Here is a 21,124-nt window from a genome sequence, read left to right on the forward strand (position 1 = left end):
TCCATTAATCTATAAAGAACCTCAATTTGATAAGGTTTCTGTGATTAAGCAGATAATTTAACTTGGTTAATTCCTTGTGAATCATTTCACAATAGAATCGTAAAACATGTTTTTCTGTTCGTCAAACCATGTTTCGCACACTCAGAAAACATCTATTCTGTGTAGATAATTGACGACAGCTTTCGTGGAATATGAAATTGAGGTCACAGAATCGATTCAATCCTGCTGCATTTGTCGTTCTAATGCAACAAACCTCAAAACCCGTACCCTAATCCTTATTTTTCATTAGTGACTACCCACCTCTATTCAGAAATATCATATTTATTAAAAATACCAGTGAAATAAAGGCTTATAATCAATAGAATATAGCCAAAAAAAATATTCATTTTTTTTATTTATAGGCTTATACTGTGCTTTTCGCAAATTTACTACAGCAGTTTCTCTATGAATCCAATCGTTTTTTTCATGTCCCATCTATCAATATTTTTATTTATTCACACAATCATGATCATGTACATAAACAAAAGGATGATTCCTCCATAAGAGAAATCATCCTATCATTCTTGTATGCGATTAATATGAGTGAGAATCGATTAAACCAAAACAGATGTAGTAAAGATAAACTCCTCAACCACCTTAGCGATTCCATCATTCATGTTCGTATCCGTTACATAATCGGCTATGGCTTTAATATCGTCATTTGCATTGCCCATCGCTACGCCAAGGCCAGCGAATTCAATCATTTCCTGGTCATTATAGCTGTCTCCAATCGCAATCACTTCCTCGCGTTTAATTCCGCACGCGTCAATCAATTGCTTTAAGCTTGTCCCTTTCGTTACGCCAAGCTCAGTGAATTCCAAGAAGTATGGTTTGGAGCGCATGATGCTGAATTGTCCATTCAATTCCTCTTGGAGCATCGTTTCTACAAGCTTTAGCTTTTCCGGTTCATAGACCATTAAGGCTTTCACAACCGGCTCGCTTACGGCTTCTTTGAAGCTATCTACAACCTTTATCGGCAGCCCTGTTAATTCAGATTCAATGCTGGTGAACTCGTTATCATCCTCTGTGACGATTTCATCACCTACATACGTATGAATATGAACGCCCTCTCTGCGGCTAAGATCATAGAGGCCGTGCACCTCTTCATGCGGGAGTGTACTGCTGAAGATTTCTTCACGTGTCTTACAATTGATAATTTTTCCTCCGTTAAAGGAGAGGATATAGCTTCCGTATTCAGCTAACGAGAGCTCTTCAGCGATATGCTGCATGCCAAATGTCGGACGTCCTGAAGCGAGAACGACCTTCACTCCCCTCTCCTGGGCATCCATCAATGCTTGCTTCGTACGAGGTGAGATGGTTTGGTCATCTCGAAGTAACGTATCATCTAAATCTAACACAATCATTTTGTAAGTCATGCTGTCATCCCTTTCTTATAGCACAATATCATTATGGTACTATAAATCACGTCAAAAGGGATGAATAAAAATCATTTTTCTCTAAAACAAGCTTTTATACAGGCAATATAACAATATTTGGCGGTGTTATCTTTTTAAATTGAACATGAAAAACATCGATTTACTTAATATCAAGATACAAAGGATGAAGAAAACCTCAAAATAAAAGGTCTCCTCAAGCGATAAAATCAAACTAACATATGGCAGTTTCCCCTTTTGTTATCTCACCATTTTGGTCATTAACATAGTCGGTTCCATTCTCGCAGTTTTCTTCATTTTCCCATTTAACCATATACTCATTGCCTTGGTGACTAATTGATTTAATTTTTGCATTACCAATGTGACTAGTGTGTGCTTTTAACACGATTGATTGTGCTTCCTTCTCGGAAATTTTCGGTTCAGAGAAGTAGTTACAGCCACTCACTACCAAAATCAACAAACTAGAAAATGCTAAAACGATTTGTTTCATAAATTTCTACCTCCATATTCATTTTGACGGTAGTACTATTGTTGAAGCTAAAAACAATGCTTTTATACTCCCATTTTAGCAAATTATTACAACATTATTTCTAAAAGCAACAATCTTTTAGAAAACAGCTAAAGCAAAAAAAGCTTCAAACCTCTTCTTAAGAGGTTTGAAGCTTGATTTAAAGGGTGAATATATTCCTCAACCAAAATCAAAATAATTTCGCTTTAACAATCTTGGTTTATTCATCAGCTCGTTGTAGGTCAGGCTTTTCTCAAGCTTATCCGTATCAATCAAAAAAAGCTGATCCTCAATTTCCTTCACCTGTTCATCTGTTTGATAAATCATGCCGCATTTTGCGCAACTTATGGAGGGAACCTCCGTTATTTGGACAGTATTGGTTCCATCAGGCAGCTCCCAATAAACCGTGTCTGTTATTAGGCTTGCTCCAGCTTCTTCACACCATAGGCAGATTTGGCTCATCCTTATTCCCCGCCTTCATTCGTTGCTAGACCGGGCTTTTGCTGCGCTTTATATTTTTTCTCCTTTAACTCATCCCGCTTTTCACGTCTGTCCTTCAAGGAAGCATGATCAGGTGCCTGTTCATAGGTTTCCCTTTTTTCATAACGCGGGAGGTTCTTTGGTACGAGATTAAACTGCTTATCATGCAATAAGCCTAGGACGCCATCGCCGCGGTCTTCCTCATACGTACCGTAGATTTCCTGAAAATACCCATCTGCTGTTCCCGCCGTATAAGATTCTGGCTCTGGATAGGTAGTAATGACTCCCTCATAATTCCTGAGAACCGTCTTATCTGGTGATTGAGAAAGGATATAATTCGGCTGGAGTGATATTTTTCCGCCGCCGCCAGGTGCATCCACGACGAATGTTGGAATAGCATATCCGCTCGTATGTCCTCTCAATCCTTCAATAATCTCAAGTCCCTTGCTGATTGGTGCCCTGAAATGGGAAATGCCTTCAGATAAATCACATTGATAAATATAATACGGCCTTACTCTTATTTTGACGAGATCATGCATGAGCTTGCGCATAATTGGGACACTATCATTGATGCCTGCAAGGATAACCGCCTGGTTGCCGACCGGCACTCCTGAATTCACGAGCATTTCACAGGCCTTCTTTGATTCCTCCGTAATTTCGATCGATGTATTAAAATGGGTATTCAGCCAAACCGGATGATACTTTTTCAGGATATTGCATAGATTCTCCGTAATCCGTTGTGGAAACACAACAGGAGCACGGGTACCGATTCGTATAATCTCGACATGCGGTATGGCTCGTAAATTCTTCAAAATATATTCAAGGATACTATCATTGATTAATAATCCATCTCCACCGGAAATAAGCACATCCCTCACAGCCGGGGTTTCGCGGATATAGCCTATCGCTTGGTCTAACTGCTTCTTTGGTACGCCCATTCCAATTTGGCCGGAGAATCTCCTTCTCGTGCAATATCGGCAATACATGGAACATTGATTCGTCACCAAAAATAAAACCCTGTCCGGGTAGCGGTGCGTCAAACCAGGCACGGGCGAATCCTCATCCTCGTGAAGCGGGTCCTCCAGGTCATACGGCGTTTTATATAATTCCTTTCCAATCGGGACTGATTGCATGCGCACTGGACATCGTTCATTATCCGGATTCATTAATGATGCATAATAAGGAGTTATATTCAGGGGAATCGTCTTCGTCGAGATGCGGACTCCCTCTTCTTCCTCAGGTGTGAGATTAATGACCTTCTTTAAATCCTCCAAGGTCTTGATCGTATGGGTCAGCTGCCAGATCCAGTCATTCCATTGCTCCTCTGTAACATCCTTCCAGAGCTCAATATCCTTCCAGTGCCGCGTTGGTTTGTACAAATCATATTTCATACACGATACCTCCCCATATTTGCAGGACAAATATTTTCTCTCTTTTTTACTATCTATATGAGAGCAGTTGGGCAAATGTGTATATGACTCACAAGAAAGATGGAAAAGCTTTCTTTAGACCTACTTTTACATGGCCTTGAAAAAGACGGCGAAGGCAGAATGAATAAGGTTATTCCTTCCATATTTCAATTAAGAATTTAAAACTCAAATCAAAAAAGGCTGCCCATAAAGGTCAGCCTCCCCAGAGGATTAAAGATTTTTCACGGCTTCATCAATTTTTGTATCACCAGAAATCAGATTAAACGCTTTTCTGTATGTCGATTCAGCTGTCAGGGACGCAACTACCGTACGAGCCACATCCTCTCTAGGAATTTTGCCATATTCGAAATCCGTTCCCGCCCACACATTTCCTGTTCCAGGTTCATTTATGAGCGCGCCCGGACGGATGATTGTATAATTTAATTTGCTTTGTTCGAGTGCTTTGTCAGCGTAATACTTGGCAACATAATAAGACTTGATTTCCTCGCTCCAATTCTCTCGCTTATCAGCACCAATTGCGCTTATCAGTACGAAACGCTCCACACCAGCCTGTTCAGATGCTTCCATCATTTTGATGGCACCGTCTAAATCAATCAGCAAGGTTTTATCAGCGCCTGTACTGCCTCCTGAGCCGGCAGTAAAGATGACGCCCTCCACTCCTTGAAGGACTTTAGCTAGTTCATCCACACTATCCTCAAGATTAGCCAGCACAGCATCGATTCCTTCTTTCTCGAGACTTTCCTTCTGCTCATTCTTCCTGACCATTGCCACAGGAGAATGTTCCTCAGATTCCTGTATAAGTTTAACCACTTTTTGGCCAATTTGTCCGTTCGCACCAACTACTAATACTTTCACATGCTCAGCTCCTGTTCACGTGTAATAATCAGCCTTCTCGCATGAGTTTCGCCTCATTCTCTTTCAGACAATAATCGAGAATCCAAGGCCATGGGCCATAGCCTGAATCTACATTGATATGTCCCATATTCAGCACAATTTTCTGCGGAATGCCCATTTGGCTGAAATATCGGCTCTCCTCGACTGAACAATACGGATCATTCGTCGATTGAATGTGCAATGTATCGGCAAAAGGCTGATCTTTCTCTATACCCTTAAAGTCCAGAGGGAAAAACGCTTGGATACATTCATGCTTATAATAAGGGGATGGCGGTGCCACGAGCACCACACGGTTCACGATCCCAGGGAGTATTTGTTTTCGATAATGCAGCCAAAGAATACAGCCAAGGCTGTGAGCGATGACCGTTAACCTCTCATCTGTTCCGATCCTTCGGAAGGTTCTATCCAACTCATCAAGCCAATCCGATAATTTCGGATGGTCATAATCCGGCAGGGTCGGATAATAGACCGTCTTCCCTTCTTTCACCAGTTCATGGCTGAGCCAGGATTGCCAATGTTCCGGCCCGCTTCCGCCAAGTCCGTGTAAAATTAAGTAGCTTTCAGTCATATCATGACCCTCCTTTTTATTTCATACTAAGTTTATCAGATTAATATATTTTATGTCTATTCATATTCCCTATTTTGTTCAAATAAAAAACCCTATCCATGTCTAAAAGACAGTGAATAGGGTTTCCTTTATTGATGGTTCATCCTTCGCTGTGCCATTCTGTTACTTCATCGACGGTCTTTCTTTTCGCAGGAGCTGGAGTCATGTCCGGATAGCCGATATAAAGAAATCCAGTAACGGCTCCTTTTTCACTGAGTCCGAAAGCCTCACACATTGTTCGTGTATAAAGCGGCTTGCCCGTCCGCCAAACTGCCCCAAGTCCTAAAGCATGGGCAGCAAGCAGCATATTCTGAACAGCCGCATGACCAGCGGCAAATTCTTCTTCCCTAATGACCTTATCGTTTTCAACCGGCTCAACTGCCGTGACGATAATCACAGGTGCCCGGTATGGCTGCTTGCTGATTTTCTCAAGCCTTGCTTGATTTTCCTCCGTATGAGGATCATCCATACTAGCTTGAAGAGAGGCCGTTAACGCATCACGCAGCTTGTTCCGTCCATCTCCCTCAAGAACGACAAATCGCCACGGTTCTGTTCTATGATGACATGGCGCCCATGTTCCGGCTTCAATAACCTGCTCAATTAATTCCTTTGGAACAGGATCCCCTTTAACCTTGCCGATACTTCTCCTTGTCTTAATTGCTTCGAATAATTCCATCCTTCTCTCTCCCATCAATTACTTCCCTTTTTTGAAAAGCACCAATACAAATATATACATTTAAAAGCGAATTATCAAAAACTTCAGCCTATTTTTATTCATCCATACAAAAAAGCCGGATAAGCGGCCCTGTTGATTAGCCTCCGCTATCCAGCTTTCATTTTTAGATGTTTTTTTGAATATCATATTCTGTTTTTAGTTCTTCAACCCATGAGCTGTATTCCGAAGAAATTTTCGCAGCTAAAGCAGCTTCTTTTGCATCTTCTTTAGACTCTTCATAGGTGGATTCTTTTGCTTCTTTATAATCAGTAGCTGTGATGATGTGGTAGCCATAGTCTGTTTTGACGATATCACTAATTTCGCCAACTTTAAGGGCAAATGCCGCCTTTTCAAACTCTTCTACCATTTCACCTGATTTAATGAAGCCGAGTTCACCGCCATTTTTAGCAGTGGATTCGTCAGTAGAATATTCTTTCGCTAAATCAGCGAAATCTTCCCCAGCTTCCAGCTTATCAAGTACTTTTTGCGCTGTTTCTTTGTCTTCAACTAGGATATGACTTACTTCAATAGATTCTGCTGTATCATAGTCATCTTTGTTTTCTTCATAATAGGCTTTTACTTCATCATCTGTGATCTCAATATCTTTTGCCATTAATTTTTCAATTTTGATATTCGTTTCAATATCCTCTTTCAAATCAGCCAATGTTAGTCCGCTTGCTTCTAAGGCGGACTTCAATCCTTCTTCACCGCCATAGTTTTCTTCATATACGGCCACTTCATCGTTGATTTCACTGTTTTTCACTTTAATATCTCGTTTATCTGCTTCTTTATCAATAACCACTTTCGTGACTAGATTGTCTACCGCAGCGGAACCGTATACGTTTACTAAAGAATCGTATAACTCTTCCTTTGTAATTCGTTCGCCATCAACCGATGCTACCGTTTGTGATTTCACATACGCATAAGCACCACCGGCTATAGCTGCAACAAGAACAACGGATGTTGTAATACCCGCAATCATTTTCTTGCTCATTTTCTTTTTCTTCTTCGGTGCTTTTTCCTCTACAACAAGCTCTTCTTGTTGTTCGTTCTGATCCTTGTTTTGCTCGTTCGACATGTTTGATAACTCCTATCACAATGTGTTTTCTATGGTGTTACTATAATCATATAATGTGTCAGCTATATGTCAAATGGTAAATATAATTTGAAAAATATTTTCGACTTATTTATATTGTGTAGAAATAGACAGGATTATTCCACTAACGGGCAATATCCTCCTCTCTGAATACCAAGATAAGGTAAAATAAACATAGTCGTTATTATTAGGAGGAATTAGTTTGGCTGAACACCATTTTCATTTAAAAGCTCATTGGCCTGGTCTGCGAAATGATTCAGGTACAATCGAGGCAGGAAACTTAAAAACCAACATCTCCATCCCAGCTGAAATGGATGGTCCCGGCATAGGGACAAACCCAGACGAAATGCTGCTAGGCGCCGCATCAACCTGCTACATTATCACCCTAGCAGCGATGCTGGAACGCAGCAAGATTGAGAAAGAAGATTTGACGATGGAATCTGTCGGTGTTGTCGATGTCACCAATGGCATATTTACCTATAAGAAAATTATTCATCGTCCGACCATCACCTTAAAGGCCTCTTCCTCTGAGAATGAAATTGATCTCACCAGAAGACTAGCTGAGAAAGCAGAGAAATCCTGCATGATCAGCAGGGCAATTATGGGAAATGTGGAACTGCAACTCGAGGTGACCATCAAGAAAGCCGCCTCTATCTAAAAGACGGCTTTTTTGTTTGCTTCTGCATCATTTTACTGCACAAATAAAGTGGCTGGAATAAAAGACTTCCAGCCAATCAATCAGGACAATAAGACTCCCATTTTCTTTTTAAAAAGTTACTTATAAGCTATGGTTCCCGAATAAATGGCATTCGTCCTTACTCCCGGTTTTATTTCACCATTTATCGAATAAATCATGTTCCCCATTAAAACTAACCCTTCACCACAAGGTGCATCAAAGGGAACCTTACCTACTGATCTCCATGTGTTCTTTTTTGCATTATAGATTAATATATCTTTATTCCAATTAAATTCATACGGATCGGCTGTAAAATAGGCCTCTCTAAACGCTTGTAATTCTTCTCCCTGTAAAGTAGTTAAATTTTTCGTTGCGTCATCATATACTTCTTTATTAAATCCTCCTATTACCACCATTTCATCATTGTTTAATTTCACTGAATTGGCGCCTAATAAAGAAAGTTGTTTATCCCCTACCGTTACAGAAGAAACTTTTGACCATGAATTCGTTTTAATATTATATTTATATCCATCTGTATAGGCAACAGACCCGCCACCGCTAAATACATAGAGATCTCCATTTAATAATTGGGCTACACTTTGATTTCTTACACTTTCACCTGGCATCGGTGCTAATTCTTTCGTCTTAGATGTTTTGACATCATATTCATATAATTTATTACTCCCTGTCCCATTCTGTTTACCAAGTCCAATATATAATTTTCCGTTTTTCTCCACCGCGATCCCGTCGCTTATCGTAAAGGGTAAATCTCCTATTTTTTTCACTTTTAATTTTTTATTTTTATCTATAGTAAATAACGCAATATCATTCGCACGTTCTTGATCCGGACTTCCCCCAATATAGTAGACTCCTTCATTAGTTGTTATGGACGAACCATATCCTATCTCATAATCAAGATTCGTATGTTGAACCATCGTTAGTTTGTCTTTTTCTTTTTTAAGTACATATATATCGGAATAATGCTGCTTCACACCTCCATTTAATACCGACTCATAAGGAAAATTGGCTCCGCCTCCAGTAATGACATAATCCTTATAAGAGCCCGATAACATCCCTGCAGTCCCTATATTTTTTTCAAATCCTGTTTGGGCCTCTAATTCTCCTGCATGCTCCCATGCTATTTTTTTCACGGATTTTGCCTTTCCAAATGCGCTCGATTCGTCTATCTTCATTTCGTTTAGACCAATCAGCATAAGCATCATGGCCATCATTGCTACTAAAAATTTTTTCATAACAGACTCTCCTCTCAAATATAAAATATTTCCATTACTTGCCTGACTTCACGGTATAAAATATTATTATCTAGCTTTATGGGCCTTTCCCCTCGAAGTCATAACCCTCGTTCTCAAAAAAATCAAAATCAAACACTCGTTTGAAATCGCTATCACTCTCTGGCCAGGAGATAATTAATCATGGCTATGCCATTAGCTTCTGTTACTTACTAGTGGTTGTTTCAGAATGCAAACTTTTGAACTGTTAGGGACTTTTTATCTCCGCTTCGTTCGTATTCTTTCTTATCATGGTTCGTAAAATTTTTTATGCAAGGAACTTAAGTGATGTTATGACTGATATGGGGGGATGGAATCATTTATTGCCATATGATTTGATATGTGGGTTTTTTGAGGTTCATAACGTTTGCTGGTCTATCATTATTATACGAGCAAAGTCTGTCATTACCGGATTATGAGGATGGTGAGATTGAGATTGGCTACCCTTTATGATTTTCATGTTTTCTAGCTAGCTACTAAAGGGCTTGAGTCTTATACAAGAGGATGATCATGATAAAGGTTATTACATAAGTACATTCGTTTTAATTGAGAATTATTTTTTTGCGTAAAATAGTGCAGGGCTGCTATTTATATTTCAATTGAATATTCACTCCTCTCTATAATCATTAATCGCTCTTACAAGTAAAAATATACCAACTAAACAAGACTTTGTAAATAATCTTCTTCATTATTTTAAATTTCGAAAAAAAATTCCATCTTTAAAGCGCCGAACTTCCTAGTGATAAAATCATAATCCCTTTTTTACCTAAACAGGTTCCCCGCTTCCATCCAGCAAAACAACTCAAGTCTATAGGATACTCAGAGAGTTTATTGAAATAATACTAATGTTAAGCCAAAAATGAAGGAGGAACTTATGCAACAGAATAAACAAGTAAACAAGAATACTGGCTCTATCACGGAACCTGGCTTTTCAGGAACTGATCCACAAAAGGTTAAACAACAAATCAAAAAGGATGTAGCAGCAGGAGTGGGGGCAATGACTTCTCGAGAGGCAGGAGCCATGCGTGATTAGAAGCCATTTTTCATCTCAAAAGAAGAAGAGCCGATTCCCTATAGAACCGGCTCTCTCCTCTTCTTACACTCGGATTTGACCTTCTCCGTATAGATAAAATTTGCTTGAGGTTAAAGCCTTCAATCCCATCGGTCCACGTGCATGCAGCTTCTGTGTGCTGATGCCGATCTCAGCCCCGTAGCCAAATTCAAATCCATCCGTAAACCTGGTTGAGGCATTATGGTAGACGGCTGCTGCGTCGACTAAATTCATGAAAATCTCAGCATTTTGTTTATCTTCGCTAATGATAGCTTCTGAATGCTTCGTTCCATACCGATTGATGTGATTTATGGCTTCCTTCACATCTGAAACCGTCTTAATACTTATCTCAAGGCCAAGGTATTCTGTCTCCCAGTCTTCTTCACCAGCTTGTTTTGCGGGATGAAATGCCTGACACACTTTTTCATCTCCATAGATGGTGACTCCATGCTCGTGAAGCTCTTTTAGCAATGCCTCACCGTGGATTGAGAACCATTCCTTCTCAATCAAAATGGATTCAATCGCATTACACACACTCGGCCTTTGCGTCTTGGCATTGATGGCAATACGAGAGGCCATCTCAAATGAGGCTGTGCGGTCAATGAATAGATGACAATTACCCGCCCCTGTTTCCAGTACAGGCACGGTTGATTCCCTTACAACCGTTTCAATTAATTTTTTACCCCCGCGCGGAATAAGAACATCGAGGTATTCATTCATGGTGAACAGCTCTTTCGCTGTCTCCCGGCTTGTGTCCTCTATTAACTGAATGCTAAGAGGCGTGATGGCTGATTGGGATAATGCCTTGTGAATGACCTTGACAAGTGCTTGGTTGGAATACTGTGCGGATGAGCTTCCGCGAAGCACAACGGCGTTCCCTGTCTTCAAGGCGAGTGTTGCCGCATCAACGGTTACATTCGGTCTGGCTTCATAAATCATTCCGATGACACCGATTGGAACAGCCTTCTTTTGAATGAAAAGCCCATTTTCTTTTTTGATTGTTTCTAGAACCTCACCGATTGGGTCCTTCATTTCAATCAACAGCTGTATGGCAGCGGACATATCTTCAATCCGTTTTTCATTCAGCATAATCCGGTCCAGTACCGACTCTGTTAACCCAACCTCTTTTCCTGCCTGCAGATCCCGGATATTTTCTTGAATCAAATAGTCCTTTTCAGACAATAGCTTATCAGCAATCAGTCGTAAGGCTTCATTTTTTTCTTTGGTCGTAGCATTCAGCAATGCAAAGCTTGCTTCTTTGGCGATTTTCCCCTTCTCCCTTACCTCACTCATTGATTATCTTCCTCTCTTTCGGTATTGTCACCCATTGATCGCGATGGATGATTTCCATGCTCATATTCGTTCCGCAAGCAAGCTCTGTGCTGTGTTTCCCCATCATTCTTTCTAGAATGTAGGAAGGGTATAGCACTTCCCCTTTCCCAAGGAGCCCTGAATTCCCATGAACCTCTACGACATCCCCTTTTTCAAAAGTGCCTGCTATATGGTGAATACCTGCAGGAAGCAAACTGCTTCCCTTTTTCAATAAGGCCAGCTCTGCTCCCTCATCAACATAAATTCTTCCTGTCACGGCTGAGTGGAAAGCAATCCATTGTTTCGTATTCTTCAACGGACTTAAAGAATCCTTTCCGACATAGGTGCCGTCTCCGCGTCCCGCAATGATATCAAGCAATTTATTCTCACCCTGCCCTGAACCAATGAACACTTGAACCCCAAGGGAATTCGCGGTCTTTGCCGCCAACAGCTTAGAAAGCATGCCGCCGGTGCCTATCTTCGTCCCTGAACCCTCCGCAAAGGATAAGAATGAATCGGTGACCTCATGAATGAAGTCCAACCGCTTCGCATCCTTGTTCTTTCCAGGATTAGAATCATATACTCCGTTTATATCCGTTAAGATGATTAACTGTTCTGCATGAATCAGACCGCTGACAAGAGCAGAGAGCATATCATTATCCCCAAATGTCAGCTCCGCAACCGATACAGTATCATTTTCGTTAATGATGGGAATGATCCCCCTGCTCAATAATTCCTCCATTGTGGAATAGGCATTTTTATAGCGTTCCTTCATGGAAAAATCGTTTCTTGTCAGAAGGATCTGGGCAGGCGTGAGGTTAAATTTCCCGAGCTTCTGCATATAGTTCTGGATCAACAGGCTTTGCCCGACAGCCGCTGCTGCCTGCTTTCCTTTCAGCGTCACCGGCCTGCCAGGATAACCGAGTGCACGGAAGCCTGCTGCTACCGCTCCTGAGGATACCAAAACGACCTCATGACCCATCCTGCGCAAGGCGACAATCGCCATAATATGATCCATGAATTTTTGTTCATCTATTTCACCTTTTGTATTGGTGAGTGAGCTGCTGCCAATCTTCAATACAATCCGTTTTTTTGACATATGAATAACTCCTTTTTTGGCTGAATAGAAAAAAGCCCTCTTCTATCCAATCTATTTGAAAGGACGAAAAGGGCTTCATTTCCGTGGTACCACCTAACTTGAATGCTGTCACCAGCATTCCGCTCATTTATGTTAACGCTCTAAAAGCGCCCTGGATTAAAGGGACTCGGGAGGCAGGTTCACCCCGTCAGACCAAGCATGCAGGATCTTTCAGCCTGTGAATCCCGCTCTCTTTTCAATCGAATGATCTTCCGTCAAGGTTACTAATCCTCCGTTAACGTTCGGATAATATTTCTTCTTATTATGGAAAGTTGTGTTGGAAATGTCAACAGGTTTGAAGGAATTTTTATGGGAGATTGACCATGTATAAAAATCATTATGTACAGGTAATTTTTTCATACTCTCGCACACTATATGGACATTAAAGCTATTTTCGGCAGAAAGGACTCAGCGAACCGTGGGGGAGCTGCTTTCGCCAGCTCGCCTTCGGCAAGAGCTGTCATCAGCCTGCCTCCTTCTCCCCAGGAGTCTCGCCAATTCTGCCGAAAATAGGAGAGAGAAAACTGATATATCCTCATTTTGTATTATAGGGTTGCCGATTCTTATCCAAGGTGATGATGACATGTTAACCATATACCTCTAAAAACCGAACAATTAGAAATGATTACATTAGATAAACTCGTACCCGAGAACCATTTAGTTCGGAAAGTCGAAGCCGCCATTGATTTCTCCTTCGTTTACTCATTATTCGAGGATGCTTATTCGGCTGAACGAGATCGCCCCAGTATTGATCCTGTTGTCCTCAATAAAATGACCTTCATCCAATACATGTTCGGTATTTGTTCTATGCGTAAAACGAAACCAATCTGGTCTCTCGCTAGTTTCTTAGATTTAGCTTTCATGAACAGGTGCAAAATTTCTCTACCCTCGATAAAAATTATGAACCCATTTCAAAAAGATGAATCTTATTAAAGAGATTATCTTTCAGAACCTGAAACAATACCTTTTCAAGGGTATTAATCAATCATGCAAGTGAATATGAATTTCCTAAGTAGTTCATAAAGATTAGTGTATTACCAAATTTTATCAAGTGTGGTAATATTAAATCAGGACAAAAGATTCATAAAAAGAGGAGGGGGGAGATATTCCAACCATTGTCGTCGTCTTCTAGCATTATAGATTGGTTAAGCTTCTGACTCTATTAAACTACATCACTGATAGATTGATATGCATATAAGTAAATAACCTTTTCATTTTATTATAGAAAGGAATATGAATGATGAAAAAATTCTCTGCAATCTTATTATCCTCTACCATTATTTTAGGTTTTTCATTTAGTACAGTAGAAGTCGCTGAAGCAAAGGCTAAAACATATAAAAACTGTACAGAATTAAATAAAGTTTATAAGGGCGGCGTGGCCAAGTCTTCAAAAGTAAAAAATAAGGGTGGAAAAACAAAATATAAGCCGAAAGTTTCAGCAGAATTATATAAAGCAAATAAAAGTAAGGACCGTGATAAAGACGGCATAGCCTGTGAACGTTAAAAAGAAGGTAGCTGCTTTTCCCTAAGTTAAGGGTGGCAGCCACCTTCTTTTTTCGTAAATGTATTTTTATCATTTAAACATGCAGCTTACTATTTCGCAGGTTAATCTAACCCTTTCACTTCAGGCAAATCTCCCTTTAACAGCTCCTCTTCCAAATTAACTCTAGGGGCTGCTACCGCATTCTTGCCAGCAAAGCTTTCCAGTAATTCCTTTACATCAATACCAGAGGAGGCTTTCAAAGATTCTTGGAGGGTAGCCATTAAATTCGTGGCATAGCCAGTGACCTTGTTAGCACCGCTTGTTGCTCCGCTGCCGCTGCCTGTGTCCACAATGGTAATCTTGTCAATACTGCTGAGCGGTTTTGCCACTTCCTTCGCATATTCAGGAAGCATTTTCAAAATCATGTCCATAACGGCTGCCTGACCGAATTGTTCAAAGGCCTCGGCAATTTTCTGTTTCGCTTCCGCCTCGGCAACCCCTTTAAGTCGGATAATTTCAGCTTCACTGACACCTTGTGCTCTTTGGGCTTCGGCCTTCGCCAATCCATCCAAACGAATGCGTTCAGCGTCTGCTTTCGCCATCGCCTCAATCCGGTATTGATTTGCGTCCGCTTCAGTCAGCTGCTTCGTTTTTTCTGCGGAGGCTGCCTGCTCAACAGCATAACGGTCCGCATCCGCTTTCTTCTTCACTTCGGAATCATATTGCTTTTCACGACGCAGGATTTCCTTTTCCTCTAGCTCAATCTGCTTTTGGCGTTCAACGATTTTGATTTGCATTTGCTGCTCTGTAACCTCTTGCTTGGAGCGAGCTGTCTCTAGATCATACGCCTGATCGGCTTTTGCCTTCGCGCTGTCCTGCTCGCGGCGGAACTCCGCAATCTTCAACTGATTGACCTTTTCTGCTTCCGCAATTTCTGTTGCTCTTTCTAGTTCGGCCTTTGTTGCTTCCTTCGCCGCTTCCGCTCGTTTAATCCGTGTTTCTTTGTCCGCTTCAGCTGTGGCAATATCTGCATCTCTCTTTACTTGCGCGATACGCGGTTTACCAAGTGATTCTAAGTAGCCATTCTTATCCCGTACATCCTTAATCGTAAAGGAAACAATCACAAGTCCCATTTTCGCCAAGTCTTGTGAGGCGACACGCTGAACCTCCTGAGAAAATTTCTCTCGGTTCTTGTAAATCTCCTCTACTGTCATTGAACCAAGGATGGAGCGCAGATGCCCTTCAAGTACTTCCCTTGCCTCGAGCTCCCTGTCTTCTTTTGTCTTGCCGAGGAATTGCTCAGCCGCTGTGGCAATCTCTGAGATGGTATTGCCGATTTTGATAATCGAGACACCATCAGCCATAACCGGCACGCCTTGTTCGGTATATACTTCCGGAGTGGAAACCTCAAGCTTGCTTGATAATAGGCTGAGCGGCTCAGATTGCTGGAATACAGGCAGCACGAATGTTCCGCCGCCGCGTACAATCTTGATTCGGTTCCCTGACTCATCAATATGTACATTTTTACTGCCGAGGAAGCTGCCTGTAACAATCAGCGCTTCATCGGGCCCTGCCGTCTTATATTTTGTAACGAAAACGCCAAGAAAACTTAAAAGTAATACAGCAATAATTCCTATACCGATATAGATTAATGTCATATTCAATCCCCTATCCTAAATTAGAATTTTCATAAGGGCTCACATATAAAACCCCATTTTGTATATCAATGATCAGCACCTCAGCATCAGCTGGAATGGGTTCCTTCTCAAAGCTTACAGCCGGCTTCGAAAAGGATCCGCTATTACTCGTGATGAGCACTTCTCCGAATCCATCCTCTGGAACGGAGATGATAACTTTCCCAAGCCTTCCCTTCAAATCCTCCTCCGTGATTACCAAGGATTCTTGTGCAGTCGAGACTGGAACTAGAATAAACACATGAATAAACGCAACAATCATAAATGAGATAATGGCAGAAAAAATTGTGGCAAGAAGAGGTGACATAGAAGTAAAGGCAATAAACAAGTAACCGATGCCACAAAATATGGAAAAGAATGCGAGAACCAGAACAGGATTCAAAAATGGAGGTAATAAAAGTCCATCAAATAAATCATTAAAAAGGACTAATATGAATGTCAAAGCCGTACTGATGATAACGCCATATAAGAAAAAATCCTGCAAAGTGTTAACCATGGACTACACCTCTCTATTTCCCGTAAAATCCTTTTAATGAAAAATCTTAATTCAGCGTATCGCGCAAAGCCTTCATTTCTGCTTCTATCAACCTGTCAGATTCCATTTTTTTAAATTCACGGTCAATATCAGCTTGGGTATTTCTCAGTTCCTCACTTACCTCCGCAAGAGCCTCATATTCTAGAACCTTTTCTTCCATTCGCAAGAAGCCTTCCTTTGAAGAGGACTTTGTGTCAGTCTGTAGTGAGCGATTGATCGCTGTTTGCGCTTTTGCAGCTAGTGCCCTAGTTTTCAAGGAATCTCGCTTAATCAGCAGTTCACGGTAATCAGCCGACATTTCCCGAAGCTTTTCTTGAAGCAATTGGACATTTTGGGTTGCTTGGTTTTGGAGATTCTGCATGGAAGCAAGCTCTGCCCCAAGGTCAAGCTTATGCTGAATAGCCTGCTTTGCAAGCTCTTCTTTCCCCTCCTTCAGTGCTTCTAATGCTTGGGTATTTCGCTTCTCAATCAATGTCTTAAGATCCTCAACCTTTCTCTTAGCCAATTTCTCTTCAGCCATGACTTTAGCGGTTGTCCGTTCCGCCTCATCAATCTCTGCCTTCATTTCCCTTAAATATTGGTCGGCCATTTTGATTGGATCTTCAGCCTTCTCAATCAAAGCATACAGCTCTGAATTAACAATCGTCTTCATTCGCTTAAAAAATTCAAACATCTCATCATCCTCCCTCTTTATCATCTTACCTTATTTTACGGATGAATTTTTAAAAAGTTTCAAATTTTAGAAATTAATCCCACATCGAAAGGCCCACTCATAAGAATGAGAAATAGATAAACTCGTTTCCTGTGAAAATAGGCATATCAATACGTTCATTTACTTCTTCATGCCTATCCTTTCCTTCTTTACCAATTCGAGAATCAGAAAGTTCACCCACGTAATAATGGGGATAGAAAAAATAAGCTCCAACAGATTTGTTTGACCGATACCAAACAATCTCGCTTCATCATTATAAATAAATAAAATCCACGTTATAGCTGTTAATAATACTGTATTTACTCCTAATGCAATCAATAATGCCCTCCATTTTTTATGGTTTCTCTTCAGCATTAAAACAGACACATATACAGAAACGACAAGAGAAAAGATGATGATGAATATATTCATATCTCACTGCCCTTACAATATTTTTCAAAATAAAGAGCTAAACCTCATAGAGATTTAGCCCCTTATTACTCACTGCGATATCCCCTACTTTGTTTTCTTCACCTTTAAGGTGTATGGAGTGATAGAGGCAGCTCCATAGGCATCTGTGACTTTAATATAATAGGTGCCTTTTTTCAGTTTGACTGGCAGGGTTTCCGTATCATTTTGGCCATAGCGATCAGAGCCCGCTACCTTTTTGCCCTTTTGATAGACTTCAATCTTACCATCAAGCTCCTTGCCACCCTCTAAAAGAATCTGGCCTTCGAAATTCTTGGTGAAATTAATCTTATACCAATCCTCATCCGCCTTCTTCTGATTATAAATATTGATTCGTCCTGATTTTTCCCATCTGCCGGAGGATGTGTTTTTCATGCTTATTGGCTTGGATGGAACATTCTTTTTAATCACCGAACCTGCATCCTCATCCTTATGATTTAACAGCTTCATCTCAAATGTATATTGGATTAAGCTAAACGGCACGTAGTAGTAGTCAGCTGCAATATGGATGAAATACGTCTTGTTCTTATCAAGGTATTGAGACCCCATTCCATATGGAATGATATTCGGGGATTCCTGTTCTTTATAGTCCAGTTTTTTATTTTTATTTTTATCTTCGTAAATCAAAATATAGGCATCGACAGGACTTTTAATTTGTTTTGGGAGTCCCTTTGTTTTTGGACTTGATTGGTCAAGCGTCATCGTATAAGCACCTGATGTTTTCGGCTGGTAATAGAAGAATTCTTCATCAAAGTTTTTGCCGAAATCGCCTTGGAATTTCATAGCCGGCAGCTTCTTGATTTTAGAAATGTCATTATTATTCTCATATTTATCGGAAGGAGCCGCCAGGAACTTGGATGTAAAGGAGTACGGCTTTTCGCTGTATCGTCCGTTCCAATCATCCATTGTGAGATTTATATAATACTTCTCACCTTTCTCTAGTGATAAATACATCTTGTTGGAGAGATTACTAGATAGGAAATCAATGTTATATCCAATCATATCAAGATATCTCAGCTTCTTACCTGTATCTTGATCCTGATATTTACGGATTTGATAGGCCTGTGCCAAATGATTAGCCTTGCCAAAATCAAAGGCATAGACCCCTGTCTTTGTTGCAGTGAAACGATACCAATCAGTATCACCCCTGGATTGGAGATAGCCTGATTGCTTGTTTGTCAGTTTATATGGCTTTGCCATCTCATCAAGCACATCAATGATTAGACTATCATCAGGAGAAGTCTCATATTCTTCCTCCGAAATGAACTCAAAGATATTCGTGATGCCATCTTCATCAGCCGGCATAGAAATCTTTGTCAACTTAAACTCATATGGATCCGCATTTTGCGGAACAGTGCCTTGAATTAAAGAAGAAGATCCTTCATACTCCTCAGAATCTGAGAACAAAATGAAAGAGAAATCAAATGCCATTGATTCATAACGATTGGATACCTGGATTGTGTAGGTTGTATTCGGGTCTGCTTCCAGTACATCTGATTCGCTTTCGCCAATGCCTCCGTTATTGATTTCTAGAATGAGCTCGCTCCCATCCTCCCCATCAAACTCGCCTTCCTCTTCATCCATTTCCGTTCCGTTTTCTGTCCCTGCTCCGTCCGCGTATTCCTCTTCTTCCTCTTTATAATCTGCGAACACTTGAATACTGACATCGCTTCCTGGCTGAGCAGCCAGCTCGAGCTTAATCATCTCAGGCTTATTCCCCGTTGTGAATTGGTAGAAATCATCATCTCCGTTTTTGCCGAGGAGATACATACCTTTATTTTTGGTGCTGTATGGTAAGCTGCCAATTGCGATAGGTGTGTCTATTGTTGATTCATCCGCTTTAGGGGTTGTTTTCTTAACGGATAATTCATACTCAGACAGCTTGCTGCCTTTTACATCATAGTTTCCCGAGATATCCTTGACCCCAATAGCCAGTGTCCCGTCATACGGAGCAGTGAAATAATAGCCTTCTGTCTTTCCTTCCTTTACATCGTTAATTAGCTTTACCTTTTGTTTTTTGCCATCCTTTGAATAAACATTGACATACAGCTGGGAATCAAACACCTTTGATTCCTTTAGATTAATTTGATAGGTTTCCCCTTTTTTTACGGTTTTCTTGACCCAATGCTGATCTAATGGCTTTGTAAAGACCCGTTTGGACGTGTATTTTGCTCCGCTGAAGGTTTTGGCCTTCTTCAGGATAGTGTCTTTATTCCATGCCTCAACAGAAAGGGAAGGAATATCTTTTTTCTTAAACTTCAATGCGGCTACTGGGTTGACCATGCCATACCCATACTTGGCATCGAATCCTTTTGCCCCAAGATCTGTGGCAGTCTTCTTCAGAATATATTCGACTTGTGCAGCGTTTAGGCTTGGATATTTTGATAACAAGAGTGAGACTGTTCCTGTCACCATTGGAGTTGCCATAGATGTTCCGCTCAATGCTTCAAAGGTTGATTTCTTCTCGAGTGAGTAAGTCGGAGCATAAATATTATCCCCAGGTGCAACTAAATCAGTCGAAACTCCATAAGAGGAGTATGCGGTTAACGTTTTATTCTTATCGACAGCACCAACACTAATAACTCCTGCATAGGATGCCGGATATTGAGGATAATCCCCACCTTCATTCCCTGCTGCCGCTACCATGACTATTCCAGCCTTCCGAGCTTTTTCTACAGCGGCCTCCATGATTGGCGAGCTATAATAAGAACCAAGACTCATATTGATAACCTTGACTTTCTTTTTGATCGCTTGGAGGATTCCTTCAGCAACCGTATAATCCGTCGTAAAGAAATCACGGTTAAAGACATCAATGGAAATAAGATCGGACTGTGGATTAATGCCATATCCCCCAACCCCGTTATTCTTCTCCCCTGCAATAATCCCTGCAACATGTGTCCCATGGTTATCAGCCATCGGCGCATTAATTGGATTGATGGCATTATAGCTTGATTTAATCTTGTTCTTTAATTCAGGATGGTTTTTATCTATCCCAGTATCAATGACAGCAACAGATACTTTATTCTTACCGGCTAATTTCTGAGCAGCCGGCAGGTTTAATAATTTGTTGAAGTACTGCTTGCTCACTTTAGGGTCTGTCTTGACCGAAGATAGTTTGAATTTCACTCCTGGACTGACAGACTGCACATTCCCAGCCTTGCTTAGTTTGGCAAGAGCTTCACGTGCCACACTTGTTTTTTTGAATTTAATGACACTGTAGCCAAGCGCGCTATAATCCTTTTTAAAAGAGACATCCTTTGCCCGGTATAAGTGACTGATCTTTCCCGAGTATTTAACAATGAGTGTGTCCTCCTGCAAATACTCCTCATGTTTTTGCCCCGTTTTCTTCTGCGGCAATTCTAAATTTCCTTGGACTGACCGGTCAAGTGATGATTTCCCAAAACCTGCCGCATAAGTCCCCCCTGCAGCTGACAACGTTAACATGCCAGCTGCCATAACGGCGATTAGCTTCTTCATTGTTTCTCCCTTCCTCTTTCTGTATTTCTTACCTATTACAAATTCGTGACAACATTACCAAATCCTTTCATTTGTTTCATTTTTATTTCGACAAATATCTACATCCCAATACATAAAAAAACCTTGCCATAGAATGGCAAGGGGTTAA

20 protein-coding genes and 1 pseudogene are annotated in these 21,124 nt (G+C 40.8%); 4 read left to right on the forward strand and 17 right to left on the reverse strand.

The window, feature by feature from the left end:
* Positions 1–593: 593 nt before the first annotated feature.
* The 8 genes from ACY8DX_RS11320 to ACY8DX_RS11355 all read right to left on the reverse strand — a co-directional run bounded on the left by ACY8DX_RS11320 (position 594) and on the right by ACY8DX_RS11355 (position 7,145).
* Positions 594–1,415, reverse strand: a complete 822-nt coding sequence (locus ACY8DX_RS11320; RefSeq protein WP_462405160.1) for a Cof-type HAD-IIB family hydrolase — start codon at positions 1,413–1,415, stop codon at positions 594–596.
* Between the two features lie 232 nt (positions 1,416–1,647).
* Entirely contained in the window at positions 1,648–1,923 is a 276-nt protein-coding gene (locus ACY8DX_RS11325) for a hypothetical protein (RefSeq protein WP_462405161.1), read from the reverse strand.
* A 198-nt stretch (positions 1,924–2,121) separates the two neighbouring features.
* Positions 2,122–2,403 carry a YokU family protein gene (locus tag ACY8DX_RS11330; RefSeq protein WP_462405162.1) on the reverse strand — a complete coding sequence of 94 codons (282 nt, stop codon included), beginning with the start codon at positions 2,401–2,403 and terminating at the stop codon, positions 2,122–2,124.
* Positions 2,404–2,405: 2 nt separating this feature from the next.
* On the reverse strand, positions 2,406–3,812 hold the full coding sequence (kamA, locus tag ACY8DX_RS11335; protein WP_462405163.1) for a lysine 2,3-aminomutase: 1,407 nt from the start codon (positions 3,810–3,812) through the stop codon (positions 2,406–2,408).
* Positions 3,813–4,061: 249 nt separating this feature from the next.
* On the reverse strand, positions 4,062–4,706 hold the full coding sequence (locus tag ACY8DX_RS11340; RefSeq protein WP_462405164.1) for an SDR family oxidoreductase: 645 nt from the start codon (positions 4,704–4,706) through the stop codon (positions 4,062–4,064).
* A 28-nt stretch (positions 4,707–4,734) separates the two neighbouring features.
* Positions 4,735–5,313, reverse strand: a complete 579-nt coding sequence (locus ACY8DX_RS11345) for an RBBP9/YdeN family alpha/beta hydrolase (protein ID WP_462405165.1) — start codon at positions 5,311–5,313, stop codon at positions 4,735–4,737.
* 139 nt (positions 5,314–5,452) lie between these two features.
* Positions 5,453–6,028 (reverse strand): nitroreductase family protein, encoded by a 576-nt coding sequence (locus ACY8DX_RS11350; RefSeq protein WP_462405166.1) that lies wholly within the window; start codon positions 6,026–6,028, stop codon positions 5,453–5,455.
* A 163-nt stretch (positions 6,029–6,191) separates the two neighbouring features.
* Positions 6,192–7,145: a peptidylprolyl isomerase gene (locus ACY8DX_RS11355; RefSeq protein WP_462405167.1), complete on the reverse strand. Its 954-nt coding sequence runs from the start codon at positions 7,143–7,145 to the stop codon at positions 6,192–6,194.
* A gap of 220 nt (positions 7,146–7,365) precedes the next feature.
* Between ACY8DX_RS11355 and ACY8DX_RS11360 the strand changes: the two genes are divergently transcribed.
* Positions 7,366–7,821 carry an OsmC family protein gene (locus ACY8DX_RS11360; protein ID WP_462405168.1) on the forward strand — a complete coding sequence of 152 codons (456 nt, stop codon included), beginning with the start codon at positions 7,366–7,368 and terminating at the stop codon, positions 7,819–7,821.
* Positions 7,822–7,937: 116 nt separating this feature from the next.
* Here ACY8DX_RS11360 and ACY8DX_RS11365 read toward each other — a convergent pair whose 3' ends face one another.
* Positions 7,938–9,092 (reverse strand): cyclically-permuted mutarotase family protein, encoded by a 1,155-nt coding sequence (locus ACY8DX_RS11365; protein ID WP_462405169.1) that lies wholly within the window; start codon positions 9,090–9,092, stop codon positions 7,938–7,940.
* A 910-nt stretch (positions 9,093–10,002) separates the two neighbouring features.
* Between ACY8DX_RS11365 and ACY8DX_RS11370 the strand changes: the two genes are divergently transcribed.
* A complete protein-coding gene (locus tag ACY8DX_RS11370) occupies positions 10,003–10,161 on the forward strand; it encodes a hypothetical protein (protein WP_439802741.1) in 159 nt (52 codons plus the stop codon).
* 63 nt (positions 10,162–10,224) lie between these two features.
* Here the strand turns inward: ACY8DX_RS11370 and ACY8DX_RS11375 are convergent, their stop codons facing one another.
* From ACY8DX_RS11375 to ACY8DX_RS11385, 3 genes are all read right to left on the reverse strand, one after another.
* A complete protein-coding gene (locus tag ACY8DX_RS11375) occupies positions 10,225–11,472 on the reverse strand; it encodes a glutamate-5-semialdehyde dehydrogenase (protein ID WP_462405170.1) in 1,248 nt (415 codons plus the stop codon).
* Complete coding sequence (gene proB, locus ACY8DX_RS11380) at positions 11,465–12,589, reverse strand: glutamate 5-kinase (RefSeq protein ID WP_462405171.1); 1,125 nt, start codon at positions 12,587–12,589, stop codon at positions 11,465–11,467. Before proB ends, ACY8DX_RS11375 begins: the two co-directional genes overlap by 8 nt.
* Positions 12,590–12,799: 210 nt before the next feature.
* Positions 12,800–12,988 carry a hypothetical protein gene (locus ACY8DX_RS11385; protein ID WP_462405172.1) on the reverse strand — a complete coding sequence of 63 codons (189 nt, stop codon included), beginning with the start codon at positions 12,986–12,988 and terminating at the stop codon, positions 12,800–12,802.
* Positions 12,989–13,249: 261 nt separating this feature from the next.
* Here ACY8DX_RS11385 and ACY8DX_RS11390 point away from each other — a divergent pair.
* Positions 13,250–13,447, forward strand: a pseudogene (locus ACY8DX_RS11390) (transposase); the annotation flags it as partial.
* A gap of 421 nt (positions 13,448–13,868) precedes the next feature.
* Positions 13,869–14,132, forward strand: coding sequence for an excalibur calcium-binding domain-containing protein (locus ACY8DX_RS11395; protein ID WP_439802866.1), 264 nt, complete (start codon positions 13,869–13,871; stop codon positions 14,130–14,132).
* A 101-nt stretch (positions 14,133–14,233) separates the two neighbouring features.
* Here the strand turns inward: ACY8DX_RS11395 and ACY8DX_RS11400 are convergent, their stop codons facing one another.
* From ACY8DX_RS11400 to ACY8DX_RS11420, 5 genes are all read right to left on the reverse strand, one after another.
* Positions 14,234–15,769 (reverse strand): flotillin lipid rafts scaffold protein FloT, encoded by a 1,536-nt coding sequence (locus ACY8DX_RS11400; protein WP_049670818.1) that lies wholly within the window; start codon positions 15,767–15,769, stop codon positions 14,234–14,236.
* 10 nt (positions 15,770–15,779) lie between these two features.
* On the reverse strand, positions 15,780–16,301 hold the full coding sequence (locus ACY8DX_RS11405) for an NfeD family protein (RefSeq protein WP_462405173.1): 522 nt from the start codon (positions 16,299–16,301) through the stop codon (positions 15,780–15,782).
* Positions 16,302–16,347: 46 nt separating this feature from the next.
* A complete protein-coding gene (locus ACY8DX_RS11410) occupies positions 16,348–17,013 on the reverse strand; it encodes a PspA/IM30 family protein (protein ID WP_462405174.1) in 666 nt (221 codons plus the stop codon).
* A gap of 159 nt (positions 17,014–17,172) precedes the next feature.
* The gene (locus tag ACY8DX_RS11415) at positions 17,173–17,463 is read right to left on the reverse strand and encodes a hypothetical protein (protein ID WP_462405175.1); all 291 of its coding nucleotides are present in this window, start codon (positions 17,461–17,463) and stop codon (positions 17,173–17,175) included.
* 84 nt (positions 17,464–17,547) lie between these two features.
* Positions 17,548–20,976 carry a S8 family serine peptidase gene (locus ACY8DX_RS11420; RefSeq protein ID WP_462405176.1) on the reverse strand — a complete coding sequence of 1,143 codons (3,429 nt, stop codon included), beginning with the start codon at positions 20,974–20,976 and terminating at the stop codon, positions 17,548–17,550.
* Positions 20,977–21,124: the final 148 nt, after the last annotated feature.

The sequence above is a fragment of the Gracilibacillus sp. Marseille-QA3620 genome, assembly GCF_054950035.1.